The following is a 16,778-nucleotide window of genomic DNA, read 5'->3' on the forward strand; positions in this document are numbered from 1 at the left end:
CTCAATAACTTCTAACTTTTCCTAATTTTACTAAATGGCGCATCAAGAGTTTTTTTCCTTACGATCTCTACAATTTTAAAAATTCCTTCAAAAATCATATCTGTTTTGTTTCCTAAAATTCTGATAATGACTCCTGATTCGTCAGACAAGATAGATGTTCCAATTGTTATTTTCTCAAATTTTTTTAGTTCTTTTTCAATAAGATTTTCTAGTGCAATGATTTCTTCTTTTTTTGTAAGGATGTAAACTGTTCCAACAATTTCATATTCACCTAATATTCCAAAATCTCTTACTCGTTGTTTTTTTGGTTCAATCTTCGTATTTTCTAAAAATCTAATCTTATTGTCTTGATTTTTGCAATGTGTTCTAAGATAACAAATATCATACTCAAATGACTCATCCATTGCAACTCTTCCCGGAGTTAAGATTTCTGAATAAATCAAAGTAGAATTGTCATGAACATTGAGATTCACCTTTTGATAATATCTAGAGTTTTTGTAAGGGATTATCTGATCCGGAATATATTCAAGATAACAATTCTCCTCAACTGTAATGTTTAGAATCTGTGATGCAGAATTTGCGTTCATGCTATAGATTCTAGTGGCCCCTTGCGTTGTAATATGAGAAATTGCCTTATTTTTTAGTAGGATGTCTGTTCTATATCGATCACCTTGTAGAATTCCCCCTGATGATGAAATTACATAAAGAAATGCCATTTGGGGAAGGAAACTTTCAGTGTATAGTGCTTTTTGAATTTGTAGAGGAACTTGTGAAAATTGCTTTGTAACAACAGTCTTTCCGCTTTCATTTACTTGGAGTTCTACATCTAAAATTCCTACCTTTCCGGATTTGCCCACCCCTAACTGTTTTACACTGGCATCATATGCCTGAATCTCTTTTGGAGTGTCATCAGGAGTATAGTATTCTAGTTTATTCAAGAATTACACCTTTTGGGCAATTATTGATTTTGGTTGTGCATCAAATAATACATCATGAATAATATGTTCTGTAACTTTCATTATTCCTTTATCCGTTTTACAGTTTACAAATTCAAATGGCTTTTCTTTTCTAATTTTTAGTGCATCTCTTTTCATTATTTCTAGATCTGCCTCAACTAATGGTGCAAGATCGATCTTGTTAATTATCAAAAGATCACAACTCTCAATTCCGAGTCCTCCCTTTCTTGGATACTTGTCTCCTCCTGCAACGTCAATAATGTAAATGAAATAATCAGCCAGGATTGGACTAAATGTAGTTGTAATGTTGTCTCCACCACTTTCAATTATTATGAGATCCAAATCAGGATGCTTTGCCTCCATCTCTTCAATTACTGAAAGATTCATTGAAGGGTCTTCTCGGACCGCAGTATGAGGACATCCACCTGTTGCAAGACCAATCACTAAATTCTCAGGGAGTAACCCCCTCTTAGTTGCAAGGTTATTTCGCATCCTATCGGCATCTTCTTTTGATATGACATCATTTGAGATGATACTTACACTGTATCCTTTTTGTGCAAGCATTGGAACTAGTCTCTCAATAAGCATACTCTTTCCAGAGCCTACAGGCCCTCCTATTCCAATTCTAGGAATATGTGTCATGATAAAAAAATCTAATTTTTATGTAATAAACATTTTAGAATCCATTTTCTCATGGGACATCTGAATGACATCCATTTGAGGTGCAAACTGCCACATTTCTGAAAGGGATTTATTTGAATTTTCTTTAATTGTCTGAGCAATTACAGGTTTAATTTTATGAATGATTTTTTGTCCTTCAAAGTGTTGAATTAGTCCTAATCGTAATGCCGCTCCCACTACTGCAACACTAAAACCGTAAAGCATCATCATCATGCTTTTCTCTTTTTTTATCTTCATGGCATTACAACATATAGCAAAGGCAACAGGAAAAATTCCATTTGCTTTTTTCTCTAAAATACTATCTTGATACTGCTTTAGCATTTTGTCATCTTTAACAAATTCTGCCACACACTTTACTAATTGAATCCCTGATCTTACTGATGCATCCCTAATTTCTTTAATTGATTTTGTTGCAAATAATGTATTATCTGCTTGAATAATTCTATCAAAATTACCTTCATTTGAATTCTCAAATATGTCTGCAAGTGCAATGCAATCAGTTGGTCCTATCTGCTGAATAATATTGATTTTAACCATCTCAGCTAGATCTGTCATCCCATGAATCTTATTTTGAGAGAAAAGATATTCCAATCCATTTGAAGTAGCAAATATTCCTGTAGGAAAAAAAGAATCTGATAACTGCATTACTCCTAGTTCTTGTTCAATCTCATCAATGTTCATGTACATCTGCCCCTGAATGCGGAGAAAATACCCGTTCTTCTACGGTCAACTCAATATAGTTGATAATACTATGAAATAGTTTCTCAAAGACTTCTTTTTCAGAATCAGCCTGTATTGGAAAGATTATCTCTTCTCCCTGAATAGAGATTGGTCTATGCCTATTTCCAATGATGTGGCCCAAAAGTATCATCACCTTTTTGTTGTTGCTAGTTTTTAGTCTCACTCTAATGACTTTTTCAGATAACTGCTCTATAACAATTGGATTTTTTCCATTAACCAGAACATCTCCATTACGTAGTTTAATTCCAGAATTTAAATTCAAACCAATATCAGTTCCACGATCAGTCTTTCTCCTGAGAATTTTTTTGTCTAATTCTATTCTGGAAATCTTTAATCTCTCAAAATTACCATCTTTAAGAGTATCAAATCCTTCATCTAGAAAAATATTTCCGATCGGTACATTGACCTCTAACACAACAAACTTTGTATTTTGATAAAGTTATACTTTCTTAGATTGTTTTTACATTTTTTAATTATTAAATACATTAAAACATAATCTCATTCAATGATGCTTACTCCTAGAGAATTAGAGAAACTCAATGTTTTTGTTACATCGGAACTTGCTCGCAGAAGACAGACTAGAGGACTTAAACTAAATCATCCTGAAGCAGTTTCTATTTTAGCTGATCATATCTTAGAAGGTGCAAGAGATGGAAGATCTGTTCCAGAACTAATGAGTTCTGGCAAAAAAGTTCTAACAAAAGATGATGTTCTTCCTGGCGTTGCTGATCTAATCCATTCCATCCAAGTAGAAGCAACTTTTGAAGATGGAACTAAACTAGTAACTATCCATGACCCGATTGTGTGATGTAAATGATTCCTGGCGAATATTTCCCTTCAGATGAACCAATAATTGCCAATGTGGGTAAGGAAACAGTTTTTGTTAGTGTTAGAAATACGGGAGATAGACCAATCCAAGTCGGTTCGCATACTCACTTTTTTGAAACAAATAAAGCACTTGATTTTCCAAGAAAGCAGTCCTATGGTTATCATCTTAATATTCCTGCAGGAACTTCTGTAAGATTTGAACCAGGTGAAACAAAAGAAATTGAATTAACAGAATTTGGAGGAAAGAAAATTGTTTATGGATTTAGCGGTTTAGTAAGTGGAAGCTTAGAAGAAAAACAAGAAGATGCTATCAAAAAAGCAGCAGAAAAAGGATTCAAGGGAGTGGCAAAATGACACTAACCATTCCAAGAAAAAACTATGTTGATTTGTTTGGTCCAACTACAGGTGATAAAGTTAGACTTGCTGATACCGATTTAATTATTGAAATTGAAAAAGACTTGGTCAAGTATGGTGATGAGGCTGTTTTTGGTGGAGGAAAAAGTATACGAGATGGACTTGGTCAAGCAAGTGGAGTGCTTCGTGCAGAATCACTCGATCTGGTAATTACTAATGCAATAGTTATGGATCCTATTTTGGGAATCATCAAAGCAGACATTGGAGTAAAAGATGGAAAAGTTGTATGTGTAGGAAATGCAGGAAATCCAAACATTATGGATGATGTTGACATGATAATTTCTTCAAACACTGAGATTATTGCTGGTGAGCATACAATTTGTACCCCTGGAACAATTGATTCTCATATTCATTTTATTTCTCCTCAACAAGTAATCCATGCAATCTGTAATGGAACAACTACAATGATTGGTGGGGGAACTGGTCCTGCAGATGGCACAAACGCCACTACATGTACTCCGGGAAAATGGAATATCCATAGAATGATTGAATCAGTTGATGATTTTCCACTTAACTTTGGATTCTTGGCAAAGGGAAATGATTCCCTTGAGACGGCATTACTTGAACAAATTGAAGCAGGAGCATGCGGATTAAAATTACACGAAGATTGGGGATCAACACCTGCTGCTATTGATTCTGCTCTAAACGTTGCAGATAAAACTGACACTCAAGTTGCAATACATACCGATACTCTAAATGAATGTGGATTTGTTGATGACACTATAGAAGCAATTGCAGGAAGAACAATCCATACTTATCACACAGAAGGTGCTGGAGGGGGTCATGCTCCGGACATTATGAAAGTTGCAAGTGAACAAAATATTCTTCCTTCTTCTACCAATCCAACAAGACCATTTACCGTAAACACACTTGCTGAACATCTTGATATGATGATGGTCTGTCATCATCTTAATTCTGCAGTTCCTGAAGATGTATCATTTGCAGAATCTAGAATTAGAGGTGAAACAATTGCAGCGGAAGATGTTTTACATGATCTTGGAGTGCTAAGTATGATGTCATCAGATAGTCAAGCAATGGGTAGAGTCGGTGAAGTGACAACTAGAAACTGGCAGACTGCCGATAAAATGAAAAAGATGACCGGACCATTACCTGAGGATAATTCTGGAAATGATAATTTCAGAGTAAAGCGATATCTTGCAAAAATCACAATCAATCCTGCCCTAACTCATGGAATCTCTGATTATGTAGGCTCTATTCAGCCTGGAAGACTAGCTGATATCGTTATTTGGTCTCCTCAATTCTTTGGCATCAAACCTAAAATGATCATCAAGGGCGGCTTTATCACCTATTCTCTAATGGGTGATCCTAATGCCTCAATCCCTACAACTGAACCCATATTGTATCGTCCTATGTTTGGAGCATATGGCCAAACAAAACATTCTACTTCTATAACTTTTACATCACAACTTGCACTAGACAAAGGAATTGAATCTGAAATTAAATCCCAAAAGAAATTGGTTCCTGTAAAAAATTGTCGTAATATTAGAAAAAAAGATATGTTGTATAATGATCAAACCCCCAAAATTGAAATCAATTCTGAAACCTATGAAGTAAAAGTTGATGGTAAACTTGCAACAATTGATCCAGCTGAAAAAATTTCTATGGCACGACTTTACAACTTGTTTTAATACTTTTCAATTTTTATTTTCTTCATGTAAATTTTCATTTAAGCCGACGTCGACTAGAATTATTTTTGATTGTAGGGTTTTATTTTGTCTTAAAAATTGAGTACATAAAGGTCCTAGTTTGTTCAATCAATAAGTAAATCTCAGAATATTCATTTTTGTGTACACGGCAAAATCTTTACCCTTTGTATTAACTACATTTTTTGCTATTGTAGTGTTCCTTGTCGGATCTCCACAAACCGTTTTTGCAGCAGGTGCCATTTCAGAAGGATTTGCAATTGGTGAAGCATTGCCTGAATGGATTGGTTGGGCTATTGTTGTTGGTTTAGGTGCAGTTTTTGCTGTAATAATTTCCATTGAAGTAAAAATTGAAGAAAGATACCTTGGAGTTAACCAGACCTCTGAGATGTTTAATACTGCTGGACGAACAATCAAAACGGGTCTAACTGCGGCTGCTATTGTTTCTGCTTGGACATGGGCTGCAACTTTACTTCAATCCTCAACTGTAGCATATCAGTATGGAATAAGTGGTCCATTTTGGTATGCAGCAGGAGCATCAATCCAAGTGTTGTTGTTCGGAATTTTAGCTATTGAATTGAAACGTAAAGCCCCAAACGCACATACATTCCTAGAAATCATTCGTGCAAGATTCGGTGATGGTTCTCATAAAGTCTTCTTGGTATTTGCATTAATGACTAACATGATTGTAACAGCCATGTTATTGCTAGGCGGTTCAGCCGTAGTCAATGGTCTTACTGGAATGGATATTTCTCTTGCTGCCTTCTTGATTCCAGTAGGTGTGATGATCTACACTCTAGTTGGAGGGCTAAAAGCAACTTTTGTTGCAGATTATATGCATACAATAATCATATTTGTTGTAATTCTAACCTTTGTTGCAGCAGTATATTTCAATACTGACATCACTGGTGGTGTTGAAGGAATGTATGAAAAATTAGTTGCAGCTGCAGATCTAAGACCAATTGAAGGAAATGCAGCAGGTGCATTCTTGACAATGGCATCAATTGGCGGTCTGATGTTTGGTATCATTAACATTGTAGGAAACTTTGGAACTGTCTTTGTTGACCAAGCATATTGGCAGCGAGCAATTGCAGCAAAACCATCATCCACTGTTAAGGGCTTCTTACTTGGTGGTGCATGTTGGTTTGCAATTCCATTTACACTTGCAACTACTATGGGGCTGACTGCAGTGGCACTTGATGTTGACTTGACCCCTGCACAAGTTCAATTAGGATTGGTAGTTCCAGCAGCAGCTACAGCGCTAATGGGGGAAGTCGGTGCTATCATGGTATTAACTATGTTATTTATGGCAGTAACTTCTGCCGGTTCTGCAGAACTAATTGCAGTCTCTTCTTTGATAACTTATGATATTTACCGAACGTACAAGAATCCAAATGCCTCAGGTAAACAACTAGTCAAAGTATCTAGAATAACGATTGTTGGATTTGGGCTTGGTATGGGGGGTTTAGCAGTCATACTCTTACACATGGGATTAAGTCTTGGCTTTGTCTATCTGGCAATGGGCATCATAATTGGTGCAGCAGTAATTCCAATTGCATTAACAATACTTTGGAGAAGAACAAACCGAGTAGCTGCCACGCTTGGAGCTATTATCGGTTTGATGGTTGCAGTAACTACCTGGGTATCTGTTGCAGCATCATTGCCAGAATTTGGTGGGGAAATCAATCTGGCAAGTCTTGGTCATAATTACTCTATGTTATTTGGAAACATTGCTGGAATCTTAACTGGTGGAGCAATTACCATCTTTGGAAGTCTTGCAGCTAAAACTGAGTTTGATTGGGCTGATCTCAAAAAGAAAATCACTCTTGTCGAATTATCTGAAGCAGAGTCTGCAGAAATCACTGAAAACGAAGAGACTTTGAAGAAAGCCTTCAAGTTTAGTCTTACTGGTGGCGGTATCATGACTCTGGTCTTAATCATTGCATGGCCAATGCCCTTGATTGCTGCCGGCGTAGTATTTGATATAATGGCTTATAGTATTTGGGTAGGAATCTCCGTAATTTGGGTAAGTATTGCTTCATTCTTCATCATATTTCTGCCCATCATTGAGGCAAGAAAAGGAATCGCACAAGTATTTAGCGGACAAAAGTCAGTTGCAGAAACTTCAAGAGGCGACAAGAATTGACTTCATGTTCTGGATGTAATGTTACATTGGGTTGGAAGAAATACAACTTTCAAAAGCAATGGAGAATTCCCGGATACTTTTGTAAAGATTGCATGAAAAAGATTGGGCATGACTTTGATGAACATGGAAAGATTACTCTTCCAAAAAGAACCTGTGATTCTTGTCACCAAGAATTTTTCTTTTTAACTACCACCTGGCAAAACAAACAACGACATAGATGTTGTGATGTTTGTAAAGACCTTGATAGTATAGAGTCATCATCAAAAACTGCATTGTTGCCCTCTGTTCCTTCAAGAATCCCAGTAATGATGGCGATCTTTGCAGCTTTTGGCATTATGCTAATGATTGGTGGATTTGCATATGTGATGTTAGTTGCACCACAGCAAGAATCTAGCATACTTCATGTAATTATTGGTAGTTGTATGTCTGGTGCAGGGTTTATGCTGGCAAGAAAGATGGTAAAGGTTAGAAACATGATCTTAGGCAAAAATTCACAACTTACAACTGAGGAATTAAGATAATGGCAAATAGATTATACAAAAAAATACTTGTTCCGTTAGATGGCTCAAAGTACTCAGAGCGAGCGTTTGCTGAAGCAGTAACTCTTGCAAAACAATGTGATGCAAAAATAGTTGGATTGTCCATAGTTCCTTTTTCACCACTATCATATCGTGAGATTAGAATTGCAAAAGAGACAATGTTTATTGAATCAAAAAAGAATCTTGCAAAAGCTAAGAAAAATGCAGAGAAAAAAGGTGTGACCTTACAAGAAAAAATATTGGAGGGGAATCCTGGAGAATTAATCTCTAATTTTGCAAATCAAAGTAGAAACAAAGTTGATCTGATAGTAATGGGTTCTAGAGGACGAGGTGGTCTTAAAGAAGTATTTCTTGGAAGCGTATCAAATCATGTAATGCACAAATCCAAAGTGCCTATAATGATCATAAAGTAATTTATTAAATTTACTAGTTGATGACTCTAAAGTAGATTAGGTTGTTTCTGTAATTATTGTATTACCCACAGACTAACTGGTAATGTACAATTCTTCATTGTGAAAATAGATAAAATTGTTGACATTACAGCCAAGAAAAAGGTGTAGAATAACTTTATTGAGATTCTATTAATTTTTAAATGCTTTTTTAACTTACATTCTGCTATGCGAACACGTGATCCTAAGTATAGAAAATACATGTATGCTTTGATGGGTGTATGCTCTGCAGTAATTTTGTTAGTAAACATGTAATGTGTGATGAATTCTGCAAAAGATACAAGGCTGAAAGTAATGATCTTGTAAGAGATGTACTGATTTTTCAAAATAAAATATTTTCAGAATTTAGTCTTGAAATTCATTAGTTATTCTTTACAAATGAATATCTTTAATGTAATTTTTACGTGTAAAATAATGAAGGACATGAGATATCTTGACAAGTCACCTCTAGCCCTTGTAATTTGATTTGACTCTTACAACTAAAAATAATTTCATGATGGGATTTAGTGATTATCTAAATGAATTTAGAAAAGAAGAGAATTATTGAATAAATCATCATATCATAATGGGTAAAATCCATTTGTATGAAAAAAATACAAAATCAAAATTAGAATTTTTGTTGAATAACTAGAATTCATGCGTGGCCAATTCTCGCTAAACAGTATTTGGCGTGCAAGCCAATCTACATCCATTTTTTCCCAAAATATAGTTGGGCATATTGGATAAAATTATTGAAAATAACTTTTTTAAAACCTGTGTTAACCCCCTATAGCATGGAGGTTAACGCTTTTCTAAGTTCATAGCAATAAAGGGAAATTTTTGACTACCTTCATTGTTATAAATGGAAAACATAAACAAAAGATCATGAGTGTCGTGAATTTCATAAAAGAGTGCCAGGAAAAAGTATTCTCAGGAAATCATATCACAGCAGAGGATGCTGAAAAATTACTAAACATCCCAGAGGAAAACCTCAAAGATTTGGCAAGATGTGCAAATGAGATTACTCGAGATTTTAATGGAGAAAAAGTAGATGTTGAGCAATTAAACAATATTAAAAAAAATGCATGTAGTGAAGATTGTACATTTTGTGGACAATCTGCATTCTTTGACACCGGAATTGAGACATACCAATTGCCCTCACCTGAAGAAGTAGTATCTAAAGCTCAAAAAGCAAAAGATGAGGGCGCAGAATCATATTGTCTTGTAGCAGCGTGGCGTGAACCATCAAAAACAGATTTTGAAAAAGTTTGTAAAATAATTACTGAGATAAATGACAAAGTTGGAATTAGTGTTGAATGTAGTTTAGGGTTTCTTACAAAAAAGCAAGCTGCAAAATTAAAAGAACTTAAAGTAAAAAGATACAATCATAATTTAGAGACAGCAAAATCAAAATTTCCAGAGATTTGTACAACTCATACATATGATGACCGGCTAAAGACATTAGGCATCGCGAGGGATGCAGGTTTAGAGTTATGTACGGGTGGAATCATAGGACTGGGTGAAACAAGAGCACAGAGATTAGAACTAACATTAGAACTTGCAAGACTGTATCCTGAAGAAGTTACAATTAACATACTTGTTCCAGTTCCAGGAACACCACTTGAACTTCAAACAGATTTACCAAACTCTGAAATTGTAAGAATGTTTTCAGTGATCAGATTTCTATTGCCTGAATCAGTTATCAAAATTTCTGGAGGCAGAGAAACTCAACTAGAGGATTCAGGTGAAGAGTTACTACAAAGCGGAGCAAATGGAATCATTACAGCAGGGTATCTTACCATGGGAGGTAATGAGGCCAAAAAAGACCGTAAAATGATTGAAAAAATTGGCCTCCAGGCATAAACTTGACTTTGTCGATGCAGAGTTACAAGCAATAAAGCAAAACAATCTCTATCGAGAATTACGATATGGGAAAGCTCAAGGCTCCCACATCACAATTAATGGAAAAAAATTAATCAATTTATGCTCAAATGACTATCTAGGAATTCCTACAACAAGGATTCAAGTGAGTCAACTCCAATCAAGTTCTAGACTTGTATCAGGCAATGACGAGTCATACAAAAAATTAGAAAAAATTCTTGCAAAACACAAATCACAGCAAAACAGTTTAATTTATCCTACAGGATACATGGCAAACCTGGGTTCAATTTCAGCAATTGCAAGAAAAGGAGACTTGATTCTAAGTGATGAGTTAAACCATACAAGCATTATTGAATCATGTAAGTTATCGGATGCAAGAGTTCTAGTTTACAAGCATAATGACATAAAAGATTTGCAAACAAAATTAAAACAAAAAGGAAAAAACAAGTTTGTAATCACTGAGGGAATATTTAGTATGGATGGAGACATGTCAAAACTAAAACAAATCACAGAGATATCTCAAAAAACAGATGCAATTACAATAGTAGATGATGCACATGGAGACTTTGTAATAGGAAAAGACGGAAAGGGAACACCAAATTATTTTAATGTTGGAAAAAAGATTGACATGTATATTAGTAGTCTAAGCAAAGGACTAGGATCATTTGGAGGATACGTTGCAGCAAAAAACAATGTAATTGACTTGTGCATAAACAGATCAAAATCATTTATCTATACATCAGCACTTCCTTCATTTTTAGTAGAATATTCATTAAAAAGATTCAATTCAAATAGAGAAAAACAAAAACTGAAACTAGAAAAAAACACAAAAAAATTAACAAAAGGACTCAAAGAGATTGGTTTTAAAATAAACTCAAAATCTCAAATCATACCAATTATTATCGGAAATGAGAAATCCGCAATGGACTTTGGGAAATTCTTATTTGAAAATGGGGTATTTGCTCAGCCAATTCGATACCCAACAGTTCCAAAAAACCAGGCAAGGCTTAGAATATCGGTAACTGCATGGCTAAAAGACAAGGATATTGAAAAATCGCTTGAAATATTCAAAAAGGCATACTTGAAATTTTGCTAATTATCTCATAGCGTCAAAGCCACCAAACATTGGAGACCCAATTAGAACAGCAGCCACAACGATTAGTCCTAAAACAACTCCAACTACTATGAATCGCTTGTTCATGCCAAAATTTGGTATAACCCAGTTAAAAACGGATTGTATCGACATATGATAAAAATCTGGAAGAATGCTTTAATGGAAAAATTGTAAATCTAGTGTGTGACAGAAATAACACTAGCAGTTGCAGCATTAGCAGGATTAAGCTCATTTGTAGCTCCGTGCATATTACCAATGATTCCTGCATTTCTTGCATATATCTCAGGAACTACTCTTTCAGAATTGAATCAAAAAGATGGAATAAAAACAGTATCAATTAACAGATCAAACATCATTTTAAATTCAGTATTTTTCGTGTTAGGTTTCTCGGTAGTGTTTTCCACATTAGGAGTTATAATTAACAGTACACTGTCATCATCATCAGGCGAACTAGTAGAAGGACTCAATCAGATAGGAGGAGCAATCATAGTAGCATTTGGCATATTCTTGCTTCTTTCAATGAAAATAAACAAACTAAACATGGAAAAAAAATTCTTTCCAAAAAGAGCAAAAGCAAGTTATCCAATGTCATTTGTTTTTGGTTTAGCATTTGCAGCAGGATGGACACCATGTGTAGGACCAATACTAGGAACAATACTTACACTTGCAGCAACAACGCCATCAGTTGCATTTAATCTACTATTAGTATACTCATTTGGATTAGGAATTCCATTTATTTTGATTGGTGTGTTTTATTCAAGAGCAAACAAAATTATTTGCTCAATGAGTAAGCATCTAAAATATTACAATATTGTTTTAGGTGGATTTATTGTGATTTTAGGAGTTCTAGTATACACAAATCAACTAGCATATATTGCCAACTTTCCACTTCTCAATGAATTATTATTTCTAGGGTAATAAAATGAAATCAGAAATTAAAACAGCAGTCATTTTGGCGGTAGTCATAGGTATGGGAATAGCTGCAATAAGCATATCATTTTCTACACTTGATGAGACAAATGTCTCAAACATTACCAATCAAGATACTAGTAAAATAGACAAATCAGGATTCAAAATGGCTCCTGACTTGGTAGGTATTGCACACTATCTGAATACAACACCTGAAGAACTGTCTCAAGAGATGGAGGGAAAAATTGTGTTATATGATATTTGGACATATAGTTGCATTAATTGCATCAGAACACTTCCATATATCACAGCATGGGATGACAAATATTCTGATCAAGGATTATTAATTATTGGAGTTCATTCTCCTGAATTTGAATTTGAAAAAGATCCTGAAAATGTAAAAATGTCAATTGACAAACATGGAATAGACTATCCAGTTGTAATGGATAACGATATGGAAACATGGAAAGCATTTGAAAACAGATACTGGCCAAGAAAATACATTGCAGACCATGAAGGATATATCAGATATGATCATATTGGCGAAGGAGGATACCAAGAAACTGAAAAAGTGATTCAGCAATTACTAAAAGAAAGATCAGATGCATTAGGAATTCAAACTACATTAGCTTCATCGCTAGTAGATATTGAAGAGTTTGAGCATACATTGTTTAGAACACCAGAATTGTACTTTGGGTACTACTTTGCACAAAATAGAAATCAGTTAGGTAGTGAAGAAGGATTCCAACCAGGAAAAACAGTAGTGTATGAAGAATCAGAAAAAATTGAACTACATAAATTCTATCCAATAGGGACTTGGAAAAATAACAAGGACAACATGGAGTTAATTTCAGATGCTGGAAAAATCAAATTGTTATACAATGCAAAGGAAGTAAACATTGTTACTGCAAGTAATGCCGAGTTGGAGATTTTTCTTGACGGGGAAGAATTGCCTGAACAATATTCTGGAACAGACATACAAACAAGAAACATTCTAAGGGTTTCAGAGCCAGGGTTGTATAACATTATCAGCAGTGAGGATAGTGCATCCCACGTATTAGAAATCAAAGTTACTGGTTCTGGCTTTGAAATATTCACATTTACCTTCGGGTAGTGTAACCATAACTGTCTGTCACTCCAGTTACACTAGCTGCAGTGACAAATCTCTTTAAAACAAAATTTTTGACCAATATCGAGAATCAGATATGCTAAGCAATTCTTGGAATAAATCACAGGGAGAAAGTATTTCCCAAAAAGTAATGGGAAAGGTACGACCTGATGAACCATTAAAGAATAAAATTGACTTTGCACAGAAAAAATTACAATTTCAAATTTCAAAATTAGAAGGAATAAATGAAAAACTTAGAGTAAAACATGATCAGATTTTTGATAAAATAGTTGTGGCTCACAAAAATAACAAGAATGCCTATGCACAAGCATATGCAAACGAATTGGCACAAGTAAGAAAGATGAAAAATATGGTAAGTGGTGCCAAACTTTCAATGGAGCAAGTAAAACTTAGACTAGATACAGTTTCAGAATTAGGAGACGTGGTAGTTACCCTTAGTCCTTGTATGTCAATTATCAAGGGATTGGCTCCATCACTTAATGGAATTATGCCAGAGGCAAATGCATCAATGCAAGACTTGTCATCAATACTCGGAGATGTAATGTCAGGCTCATCAATGGAATTAGGAGATACTATGAATGTGGGTGCAGAAACTAATGCAGACACACTAGCAATATTAGAAGAAGCACAAGGTGTTATTTCAGGTCAAACAAAAGCTTCTATTCCAGATGTTCCTGATACACTCAAACAACAAATTGTTGAAAGAAAATCCGACGTTTTCATTTAGATTTCTTTTTACTTTTTTGAATTAGAATTTTCTTTATTCTAGAAATTGTTGGATAGCTGTATCCGCGTCTTCTATAATTTGCAATCATCATCTTCCAATTTTTTAATCTCCATTGAGCTTGTTCAGTAGTTACAGAGTGAACTTCTTTTTGGATAATGCTTTTTCTTCCAACCTTTAGAGTTCCTGCATCTTTTGCAGACCATCTATTTTTTGCAAATTTTAATCCAGTAAGAATTTGATCAACAGGCATTTCTTTGAAATAATCTTTGAGTTTTTTTAATTCTAAATCAGTAGGTTTTGCAGAAATAGGTAACTCAATAGTAGGTTTTGCCATGAAGCATCTATTGAGTTGTGCTTTAAGAGAATCTTGCTAAACCAGAATTAACTAAAGCTAGAAAATATTGAGTCAACAAGGCAAAGAAACAAGAGCATTTTTGCACAATGTCATATACATTCCAGCACCAATAATCAGGGTAGCAAATGCAGCCAGAGGTATCAAAATAAAGAAATTAGTTTTACGACCCATTAAACAAAATACAGTTGATGCCTATAAAATTGTCACAGTTTTAATCAACTGTAATGGCAAAAGTACCTTTAGTTTTTGGATCTTGTAACAATGAAACCATTTTTCTAGGTAGTAAATCAGATGCCTTATCACAATTTACTGCAAGGGTTCTAGGACATACAAAATCGCTTTTTCTAATTACAATGTCATCAGTGTGTGAAAGGATAAGATCAGGGTGTCCTTTTCCCTCTACAGTGAAATTATGATCTCCAACACTAATGGAAAATGTAACAATTGAGTTAGAATTTTTGAGTTTATCTTTTAGATTTTGAGGCAAATCTGCACATGCGTAATTTGCACAAACTCCAATGATGCAATCGCCTTGCGGAGTCAAATGAGAATCTTTTGTAATCTCTATAGTCTTTTGATGATTTGATCTAATATTTTCATGGCCTGAAAATTCAATTTCGAATCTCACGGCAAATTAGATAGGCTAGACTTAAATTAAACTTTCAGAGCATTTGAATCAAATGCTTCCTGCACAACAAGGTTATGATAGAGCAATTACAGTATTTTCGCCAGATGGCAGGTTATACCAAGTAGAATATGCAATTGAGACTGTAAGAAGAGGAACAATTGCAGTTGGTATCAAATGTAAAGATGGCATCGTAATTGCAGTAGAAGAAAAGCCACGCAAATTGCAAATTTCTACAAATGCACAGAAAATTTTCCAAATTGATGATCATGTAGGAGTTGCAGCTGCAGGATATATCCCAGATGCAAGAAGTCAAGTTGACAATGCACGATTCTTTTCTCAAAGTAACAAAATGATTTATGATGAACCAGTAGAGGTTGAAACGATTGCTAAACACTTAGCTGATCAATCTCAACAATATACACAATATGCAGGAGTAAGACCATTTGGTGTTGCATTAATTCTTGGCGGAGTGGTTAACAACAACCCACAATTGTATTTGACTGATCCAAGTGGAACATACATCTCTTATGATGCAATTGCAATTGGTTCAGGTTCTGATCAAGTAACTGACTTTTTAGAAAAAACATACAAAAAAGATCTTTCGTTAGAAGATGCGTCAGCATTAGCTGCAGCAGGAATTTATCTATCAAGTGAAGATAAGGAGGGAACTAGTCATATCAGAATGGCACATATCAAAACAGATACTGGTTTGTATGAAATAGTTTCAGAAGAGCAGATTGCAAACTATGCAAACACTGCCAAAGAAAAATATCCACACGACAAAAATTAATTGTTTTATCTGTTTGTGAGACTCGATTATAGTGAAATTATCTGTTGCAATTCCTGAATCGTCGTTATCAGATGAATCATTAAAGATAGACAAGACTAGAAAAATTTCAGTACTGGCAAGAGCATGTGCAATTTTCAAAGTTGATACAATCTATGTTTACCAAGAAGGAAACAACAAACAAGATGGAAATCTCATGATTATGATTTTAAAATATCTAGAAACACCTCAGTTTTTGCGAAGAAGAATGTTTCCAAAAATGAATGATTTAAAATTTGCAGGAGTGTTACAACCATTAAAAATTCCTAGCCATATAACACCTGCAAACCCAAAAAAAATCAACAGAGGAGATGTCAGAGAAGGAATAGTCGTTAGTGTAAAGGGAAAAAGATTTGTAGATGTGGGCATAAACCAACTAATTCCATTTTTTGGAAAAACTTCAATTGGTAAAAGAGTAACAATTCAATTCAAAGAAGGACATCCAAATTTTTCAGTTAAAGAGATTAACAAAAGTGAGGCACCAGCATATTGGGGATATTCTGTAAAAGAAAGAGCAAATCTCTTCTCAGTACTATCAGAATGGAAGGGAAACATAATACTTACATCAAGAAAAGGCAAGACTGCAACAAAAGAACAAATTGCAAAATATACAAAATCAGATCAACCAACACTGGTTGTGTTTGGCTCTCCAGAGAAAGGAATTCATGAGATCCTAGGAGGAAAGATGAAAAATGTGCAAAACGCAAAATCTCTAAACTTTTTTCCAAACCAAGCTACCCAAACAGTACGTCTAGAAGAAGCATTACTTGGAACATTATCAATAATTAATGCACAAACTACATCATAATCAT

At 34.7% G+C, this 16,778-nt stretch carries 19 protein-coding genes; 13 read left to right on the forward strand and 6 right to left on the reverse strand.

The features are described from left to right. Positions 1 to 11: 11 nt before the first annotated feature. Genes NPIRD3C_RS06710 through NPIRD3C_RS06725 form a run of 4 tightly spaced genes read right to left on the reverse strand, consistent with a single transcriptional unit; the run spans position 12 to position 2,793 of the window. On the reverse strand, positions 12 to 938 hold the full coding sequence (locus tag NPIRD3C_RS06710; protein WP_148703415.1) for an urease accessory protein UreD: 927 nt from the start codon (positions 936 to 938) through the stop codon (positions 12 to 14). A gap of 3 nt (positions 939 to 941) precedes the next feature. Then, a complete protein-coding gene (gene ureG, locus NPIRD3C_RS06715) occupies positions 942 to 1,598 on the reverse strand; it encodes an urease accessory protein UreG (protein ID WP_148703416.1) in 657 nt (218 codons plus the stop codon). A gap of 18 nt (positions 1,599 to 1,616) precedes the next feature. Next, on the reverse strand, positions 1,617 to 2,318 hold the full coding sequence (locus NPIRD3C_RS06720; protein WP_148703417.1) for an urease accessory protein UreF: 702 nt from the start codon (positions 2,316 to 2,318) through the stop codon (positions 1,617 to 1,619). Next, positions 2,308 to 2,793: an urease accessory protein UreE gene (locus NPIRD3C_RS06725; RefSeq protein ID WP_148703418.1), complete on the reverse strand. Its 486-nt coding sequence runs from the start codon at positions 2,791 to 2,793 to the stop codon at positions 2,308 to 2,310. The genes NPIRD3C_RS06720 and NPIRD3C_RS06725 overlap by 11 nt, the downstream gene beginning before the upstream one ends. Positions 2,794 to 2,883: 90 nt before the next feature. Here NPIRD3C_RS06725 and NPIRD3C_RS06730 point away from each other — a divergent pair, with 90 nt between their 5' ends. The 11 genes from NPIRD3C_RS06730 (at position 2,884) to NPIRD3C_RS06780 (ending at position 14,157) form a co-directional block, all read left to right on the forward strand. After that, a complete protein-coding gene (locus NPIRD3C_RS06730) occupies positions 2,884 to 3,186 on the forward strand; it encodes an urease subunit gamma (protein ID WP_148703419.1) in 303 nt (100 codons plus the stop codon). 5 nt (positions 3,187 to 3,191) lie between these two features. Next, positions 3,192 to 3,560: an urease subunit beta gene (locus NPIRD3C_RS06735; protein WP_148703420.1), complete on the forward strand. Its 369-nt coding sequence runs from the start codon at positions 3,192 to 3,194 to the stop codon at positions 3,558 to 3,560. Continuing rightward, positions 3,557 to 5,269, forward strand: coding sequence for an urease subunit alpha (gene ureC, locus NPIRD3C_RS06740; protein WP_148703421.1), 1,713 nt, complete (start codon positions 3,557 to 3,559; stop codon positions 5,267 to 5,269). Before NPIRD3C_RS06735 ends, ureC begins: the two co-directional genes overlap by 4 nt. A 157-nt stretch (positions 5,270 to 5,426) precedes the next feature. Beyond that, positions 5,427 to 7,430, forward strand: coding sequence for a sodium:solute symporter family protein (locus NPIRD3C_RS06745; protein WP_237087632.1), 2,004 nt, complete (start codon positions 5,427 to 5,429; stop codon positions 7,428 to 7,430). Continuing rightward, positions 7,427 to 7,951, forward strand: coding sequence for a hypothetical protein (locus NPIRD3C_RS06750; protein WP_237087633.1), 525 nt, complete (start codon positions 7,427 to 7,429; stop codon positions 7,949 to 7,951). The genes NPIRD3C_RS06745 and NPIRD3C_RS06750 overlap by 4 nt, the downstream gene beginning before the upstream one ends. Then, positions 7,951 to 8,382, forward strand: a complete 432-nt coding sequence (locus NPIRD3C_RS06755) for a universal stress protein (protein ID WP_148703422.1) — start codon at positions 7,951 to 7,953, stop codon at positions 8,380 to 8,382. The genes NPIRD3C_RS06750 and NPIRD3C_RS06755 overlap by 1 nt, the downstream gene beginning before the upstream one ends. A gap of 900 nt (positions 8,383 to 9,282) precedes the next feature. Then, positions 9,283 to 10,260 (forward strand): biotin synthase BioB, encoded by a 978-nt coding sequence (gene bioB, locus NPIRD3C_RS06760; RefSeq protein WP_148703423.1) that lies wholly within the window; start codon positions 9,283 to 9,285, stop codon positions 10,258 to 10,260. Beyond that, complete coding sequence (locus NPIRD3C_RS06765; protein WP_148703424.1) at positions 10,235 to 11,374, forward strand: aminotransferase class I/II-fold pyridoxal phosphate-dependent enzyme; 1,140 nt, start codon at positions 10,235 to 10,237, stop codon at positions 11,372 to 11,374. The genes bioB and NPIRD3C_RS06765 overlap by 26 nt, the downstream gene beginning before the upstream one ends. A 201-nt stretch (positions 11,375 to 11,575) precedes the next feature. After that, positions 11,576 to 12,310 (forward strand): cytochrome c biogenesis CcdA family protein, encoded by a 735-nt coding sequence (locus NPIRD3C_RS06770; RefSeq protein WP_148703425.1) that lies wholly within the window; start codon positions 11,576 to 11,578, stop codon positions 12,308 to 12,310. A gap of 4 nt (positions 12,311 to 12,314) precedes the next feature. Further along, entirely contained in the window at positions 12,315 to 13,415 is a 1,101-nt protein-coding gene (locus NPIRD3C_RS06775; RefSeq protein WP_148703426.1) for a redoxin family protein, read from the forward strand. A 91-nt stretch (positions 13,416 to 13,506) separates the two neighbouring features. After that, entirely contained in the window at positions 13,507 to 14,157 is a 651-nt protein-coding gene (locus tag NPIRD3C_RS06780; protein ID WP_148703427.1) for a Snf7 family protein, read from the forward strand. On the opposite strand, the gene NPIRD3C_RS06785 is transcribed toward NPIRD3C_RS06780, so the two are convergent. Further along, on the reverse strand, positions 14,150 to 14,491 hold the full coding sequence (locus tag NPIRD3C_RS06785) for a hypothetical protein (RefSeq protein WP_148703428.1): 342 nt from the start codon (positions 14,489 to 14,491) through the stop codon (positions 14,150 to 14,152). The two genes, NPIRD3C_RS06780 and NPIRD3C_RS06785, sit on opposite strands and share 8 nt — an antisense overlap. A 232-nt stretch (positions 14,492 to 14,723) precedes the next feature. Next, entirely contained in the window at positions 14,724 to 15,140 is a 417-nt protein-coding gene (locus NPIRD3C_RS06790; RefSeq protein ID WP_148703429.1) for a DUF371 domain-containing protein, read from the reverse strand. Positions 15,141 to 15,192: 52 nt separating this feature from the next. Between NPIRD3C_RS06790 and psmA the strand changes: the two genes are divergently transcribed. Both psmA and NPIRD3C_RS06800 read left to right on the forward strand, forming a co-directional pair. After that, positions 15,193 to 15,930: an archaeal proteasome endopeptidase complex subunit alpha gene (gene psmA, locus NPIRD3C_RS06795; protein ID WP_148703430.1), complete on the forward strand. Its 738-nt coding sequence runs from the start codon at positions 15,193 to 15,195 to the stop codon at positions 15,928 to 15,930. Between the two features lie 31 nt (positions 15,931 to 15,961). Beyond that, positions 15,962 to 16,774, forward strand: a complete 813-nt coding sequence (locus NPIRD3C_RS06800; protein WP_148703431.1) for a putative RNA uridine N3 methyltransferase — start codon at positions 15,962 to 15,964, stop codon at positions 16,772 to 16,774. Positions 16,775 to 16,778: the final 4 nt, after the last annotated feature.

This window comes from Nitrosopumilus piranensis (genome assembly GCF_000875775.1).
Taxonomy (GTDB): Archaea; Thermoproteota; Nitrososphaeria; order Nitrososphaerales; family Nitrosopumilaceae; genus Nitrosopumilus; species Nitrosopumilus piranensis.

Bases quoted from the DNA above. Each gene is read 5' to 3' on its own strand.
- NPIRD3C_RS06730 (WP_148703419.1), top strand. From the start codon at position 2,884: ATGATGCTTACTCCTAGAGAATTAGAGAAACTCAATGTTTTTGTTACA.
- ureC (WP_148703421.1), top strand. From the start codon at position 3,557: ATGACACTAACCATTCCAAGAAAAAACTATGTTGATTTGTTTGGTCCA.
- NPIRD3C_RS06755 (WP_148703422.1), top strand. From the start codon at position 7,951: ATGGCAAATAGATTATACAAAAAAATACTTGTTCCGTTAGATGGCTCA.
- NPIRD3C_RS06735 (WP_148703420.1), top strand. From the start codon at position 3,192: ATGATTCCTGGCGAATATTTCCCTTCAGATGAACCAATAATTGCCAAT.
- psmA (WP_148703430.1), top strand. From the start codon at position 15,193: ATGCTTCCTGCACAACAAGGTTATGATAGAGCAATTACAGTATTTTCG.
- NPIRD3C_RS06785 (WP_148703428.1), bottom strand. From the start codon at position 14,491: ATGGCAAAACCTACTATTGAGTTACCTATTTCTGCAAAACCTACTGAT.
- bioB (WP_148703423.1), top strand. From the start codon at position 9,283: ATGAGTGTCGTGAATTTCATAAAAGAGTGCCAGGAAAAAGTATTCTCA.
- NPIRD3C_RS06780 (WP_148703427.1), top strand. From the start codon at position 13,507: ATGCTAAGCAATTCTTGGAATAAATCACAGGGAGAAAGTATTTCCCAA.
- NPIRD3C_RS06775 (WP_148703426.1), top strand. From the start codon at position 12,315: ATGAAATCAGAAATTAAAACAGCAGTCATTTTGGCGGTAGTCATAGGT.
- ureG (WP_148703416.1), bottom strand. From the start codon at position 1,598: ATGACACATATTCCTAGAATTGGAATAGGAGGGCCTGTAGGCTCTGGA.
- NPIRD3C_RS06720 (WP_148703417.1), bottom strand. From the start codon at position 2,318: ATGAACATTGATGAGATTGAACAAGAACTAGGAGTAATGCAGTTATCA.